Source organism: Aquiflexum sp. (assembly GCF_041751335.1).
Classification (GTDB): Bacteria; Bacteroidota; Bacteroidia; order Cytophagales; family Cyclobacteriaceae; genus Aquiflexum.
In genome coordinates this window covers 1-4,638 of sequence record NZ_JBGSXS010000121.1, presented here as the reverse complement: position 1 = coordinate 4,638, position 4,638 = coordinate 1, and the positions used below count along the sequence as shown (strand labels likewise).

The 4,638-nt window shown below is 41.2% G+C and carries 4 protein-coding genes; all 4 read left to right on the top strand.

Annotated features, from left to right (window positions below):
- Window positions 1-2,370, top strand: a 2,370-nt coding sequence (gene priA, locus ACEW8U_RS06505) for a primosomal protein N' (RefSeq protein ID WP_373521228.1), incomplete at its 5' end; no start/stop codon positions are given.
- A 161-nt stretch (window positions 2,371-2,531) separates the two neighbouring features.
- Window positions 2,532-3,227 (top strand): uracil-DNA glycosylase family protein, encoded by a 696-nt coding sequence (locus ACEW8U_RS06500; RefSeq protein WP_373521227.1) that lies wholly within the window; start codon window positions 2,532-2,534, stop codon window positions 3,225-3,227.
- On the top strand, window positions 3,224-3,673 hold the full coding sequence (locus ACEW8U_RS06495; protein ID WP_373521226.1) for a GNAT family N-acetyltransferase: 450 nt from the start codon (window positions 3,224-3,226) through the stop codon (window positions 3,671-3,673). Before ACEW8U_RS06500 ends, ACEW8U_RS06495 begins: the two co-directional genes overlap by 4 nt.
- Before the next feature lie 173 nt (window positions 3,674-3,846).
- A partial coding sequence (locus ACEW8U_RS06490) for a hypothetical protein (RefSeq protein WP_373521225.1) occupies window positions 3,847-4,638 on the top strand: 792 nt, incomplete at its 3' end.

Here is a 4,638-nt window from a genome sequence, read left to right as displayed (position 1 = left end):
ATTGTTCAATTTGGGAAAAAGAAAATTTTAACTGGCATTATAGGCAAGGTCCACCAAAAACCTCCCGTGGCCTATGAAGCCAAACCGATATTGGATATTCTCGACAATCATGCCACTGTCAATCCACTTCAGATCAGATTTTGGGCATGGATGGCGGAATACTATTGTTGCCATATAGGGGAAGTTATGAACGCAGCCCTTCCCTCAGGACTCAAACTCAGCAGTGAAAGCAAGATTCAGATCAATCCCACTTATGATTCCGATACTTCCCCCTATCCATTGGACGATAGGGAAGAAATACTCCTTCAGGCTTTGGCAAATAGGGAAGAGATGAGTTATGAAGATTGTGAAACGGTATTGGGTATAAAGTCCATTCATGGCATCATCAAAAGCCTCGTCATCAAGGAAGCTATATTGGTTTTTGAACAAGTCAAAGAAAAATACAGTCCAAAGGTGGAGTCCCGCATCCGATTGGTAAAGGAATATGTGCAGGACAAAAGTCTTCTTGAAACACTTTTCAATGAAATAGCCTCCAAACCCAAGCAAGAGGAAATCCTCCTAAAATATCTTCAGGAAGTTCCGGTTTATAAAAAACCTGAGCTCAACCAAAAAGGACTTGACAAAAAAGTTTTTACAGATGCAGGGCTTTCGGTTTCCTCACTAAAAACCCTGATCAAAAACGGGATTTTGGAGGAATATAAAATCATCATCAGCCGCTTTGAGGAGATGGAAGGTAGTCGGGAGGAAATTGTTCTTTCCCCTCAACAGCATACCGCACAACATGAGATCAAAACCCAATTTGAGGAAAAGAATACTGTACTCCTTCACGGGATCACCGGAAGTGGCAAGACGGAATTGTATGTCACTTTGATCAAAGAAGCATTAGAAGGTGGTTCACAGGTATTGTTGCTCTTGCCGGAAATAGCCCTGACAACCCATATGGTGGGCAGGTTAAGACAGGTATTCGGCAGCAAGATGGGGGTGTATCATTCCAAATATTCCGACAATGAAAGGGTGGAAGTCTGGAACGGGGTATTAAGTGGAAAGCTTTCTTTTGTAATCGGGGTCCGGTCTTCTATTTTTCTTCCTTTCGACAGTTTGGGATTGGTGATTGTGGATGAGGAACATGAATCTTCCTACAAGCAATATGACCCCGCGCCCCGTTTTCAGGCAAGGGATGCGGCCATCATGCTTTCATGGATCCATCAGGCAAAAACACTGTTGGGTTCTGCCACTCCATCTTTTGAATCCTACTACAACGCGCGGATGAAAAAGTACGGCTATGTGGCCTTGGACATCAGATATGGGGAAGCGCAATTACCGGAATACCAATTGGCAGATATGCTGGTGGACAAAAAGAAAAACCTGCTCAAACTGGAATTCACCAGGTTGTTGAGGGAAAAAATACAGGAAGCGCTGAAAAATCAGGAACAGGTATTGATCTTTCAGAACCGTCGGGGATATGCACCCTACATTTCCTGTGAGGACTGTGGCTGGATCCCGGAATGTGAGCATTGTGATGTCAGTTTGACCTACCATCAGTTTGGGGAAGAAATGCGATGTCATTATTGTGGATTTAAGGAAAAAGTGCCCCATGCCTGCCCCGCCTGTGGCAGCAACAAGCTGAGTGCGGTCGGGTTGGGAACCGAACGGATAGAGGAAAGTCTTTCTCTGTTGTTTCCCGAGGCCAGGATTGCAAGGATGGATTTGGATACCACCCGGAGTAAATATGGCTATCAAAGGCTTTTGGAGGAATTTGGTGGCGGCAATGTGGATATTCTGGTTGGAACCCAAATGATTACCAAAGGACTGGACTTTGACAGGGTGACAGTCGTGGGGATTATGGATGCAGACAGGATATTGTATTTCCCGGATTTTAGGGCAGGGGAGCGGGCTTTCCAACAGATTACCCAAGTGGCCGGAAGGGCCGGAAGAAGAGACAAAAGAGGTACGGTCATCATTCAGACCCGTAAACCTGAACAGGCAATCTTCGGTCAGATCATGTCGGGGGATTACAAAAACTTTTATGTACAGGAAATGGGAGAGAGGCAACGCTTTTTCTATCCACCTTTTGTCAAAATCATCAAAATCACTACCCGCCACAAGGACTTCAAAACCGCCGAAAGGGCAGCACGAAGTCTACATAACCTGATGGCTGAAATCCAGGTTAAAAAAATCCTTTTGGGTCCGGAGAAAGGCCTGGTCGGCAAAATCAAAAACCAATACATCTTCGAGTCCATCGCCAAACTCGACAAAGCCGGAAATGCCCAGGCCCATTTCAAACTGGAGTTGCAGCACCTGATGGAAGAACTGCAGACCCATAAGGAGTTTAGGGGAGTGAGGTTTGTGGTGGATGTGGATCCTTATTGAGGTTTTAAATAAAATGATATGAAGCTTGCTTTGTCTATTTTCAAAAAACGAAATTAGCCAGTAGCCAACTAGCCAAATTAATAATCCAAGATAGTCATCAACTGACCAAATGATTGATTCAACAAAGCAAAGTGAATCGATAAACGAATTTACCTTCTGAAATGAAAACATTTGCCGACAGAATCATAGCTTATAATTCATCCCTTGAATTCAATGGAAAATTACCGGAGGGCATCCGAATCATGAATCCATTTCAGGAGGATAAAAATGTGATTCCAATTTCATCCTCATTTTATAAAAAGTATTACAACGACAATCATAAAAGGCACTTGATATTGGGGATAAATCCAGGCAGATTTGGTGCAGGCCTGACAGGTATTCCTTTTACAGACCCCAAAAGATTAATTGCGAATTGTGGGATTGAATTCAATGGTCATTTAGCACACGAGCCTTCTTCGGTGTTCGTTTATGAGGTAATTAATGCTTTTGGAGGTGAAGAAGCATTTTACAATAGATTTTATATCAACTCAATGAGTCCCTTGGGATTTACTTCATTGGGGAAGAATGGCAAAGAAGTCAATTACAATTATTATGACAGTAAGGAGTTAACCCGATCGGTTTTTGATTTTATCATAGCCAACATCCAAAAGCAAATTGGATTAGGGATATATACTGACATTTGCTATTGTTTTGGGACAGGGAAAAACGAAGAGTTTTTACTCGAAATAAACAACCAATTCGGTTTCTTTAAGAAAATCATTGCCTTGGAACATCCCCGCTATGTCATGCAATATAAATCCAAATCAAAAGAGGAATATATCGAAAAATATTTAAGCGCATTCAATCAGGCAACATGAACCTACTACCTATTGAAGTTGAAGAATCACTGAACGAAAGATTCAGAGGAATTCCTGAATGTACAGAGGTGCTGGACATATTTGTGGAATTTTACAAGAAATCAGGATTTTCAAAACCCTGGATAGCCTATTTTGTAGCCGATTCCAACAATGAAATTGTAGGTGGCGGGGGATTCAAGGGCAAACCGAAAGACAATTCAGTGGAGTTATCTTATGGTACTTTTATAAACCATGAAGGAAAAGGCATTGGTACAGAAATCTGCAGGCAGTTGGTACAATTATCCCTTCAAACTGATCCTTCTGTAAAAATAAGGGCAAGGACTCTACTCGATAATGTCTCTTCTATTGGCGTGCTGAAACGAAATGGTTTTGTCTGTTTGGGGACAGTTCAGGATGAAGATGATGGGGAGGTGTTGGAGTGGGAATATCAAGGTGATAAGGTTTAGCTATTGCAAGGTGAAATTAGAATTTGTTTAATCCATGTTCAAAATATAGATCCAAAATTATTCTGGATTTTTTTTGGGCAGTCATATTGGCCAAAAATCAAAAAATATTTTTTCAAACTATGATTGAAATTATGTTTTTTTTTCCCACATTTCATGCGAAATTTTATCACCCTATGAAAAAGATTTTTACCCTCTTTTTGATGTCAATATTGGCGCATTATGGTCAGTGCCAAAACGTCAAATCCCATACAGTTGAAATACCAAATTATGGGATCTATATTCCGAATCAGACATTTAACATCACCTCGGTTTTGGACAATAGAATCCAGAAGGAAACCATTGGTACAGCCCAAAAAGGCATGTCCAATAAGCAGGTAGATGCAGTCTTTCCTAAGCCTGTAGAAGATTATCTGTTGGGTTATTTTCAAAATAACTTACCTACCTATACTGATGTTATTGAAGTTGTATTGAAGGTTGATAGACTCAGCGTTTCTGAAAGAAGTATGGCCACCAAGGAACTTGGTTTTGCAGATTTGGCCATAGAAGTATTGGTAGAAGAAAACGGGGAGATGTTTTCATTGGGGAAATTTGAAGCAAATATTGAGGAGTCCGGACTTGACGTGACTTCAGGTCATGGGGAGCGGCTTTATCAGGTATTGATGAACTGCCTGCACCAGTTTTCCTCTTCAGAAAAACAGATGTTGGCTTTTGTTCCTGATGAAGATAAAACCGGGATCTTAGACTACAAACCTTTACTGAGAAAGGGTATCTTCAAGTCTTATAGTGAATGGATAAACTTGGATTCCGGAAAAGAATCCCTATCAGGCTTTACAATAAAAGGCATGGGAGAAGGAGGGAAGTTTCCAAGGTACCAGGCTATGGATGAAAAAAGCAATAAACGTATCAAAGGAATTTTTGCTTTTACAGATGGTGAATCCTTTTACCTGAACGCTTCACAATATACT

Coding starts and splice junctions, on each gene's coding strand:
- ACEW8U_RS06500 (WP_373521227.1), top strand. CDS start 2,532: ATGAAAACATTTGCCGACAGAATCATAGCTTATAATTCATCCCTTGAA.
- ACEW8U_RS06495 (WP_373521226.1), top strand. CDS start 3,224: ATGAACCTACTACCTATTGAAGTTGAAGAATCACTGAACGAAAGATTC.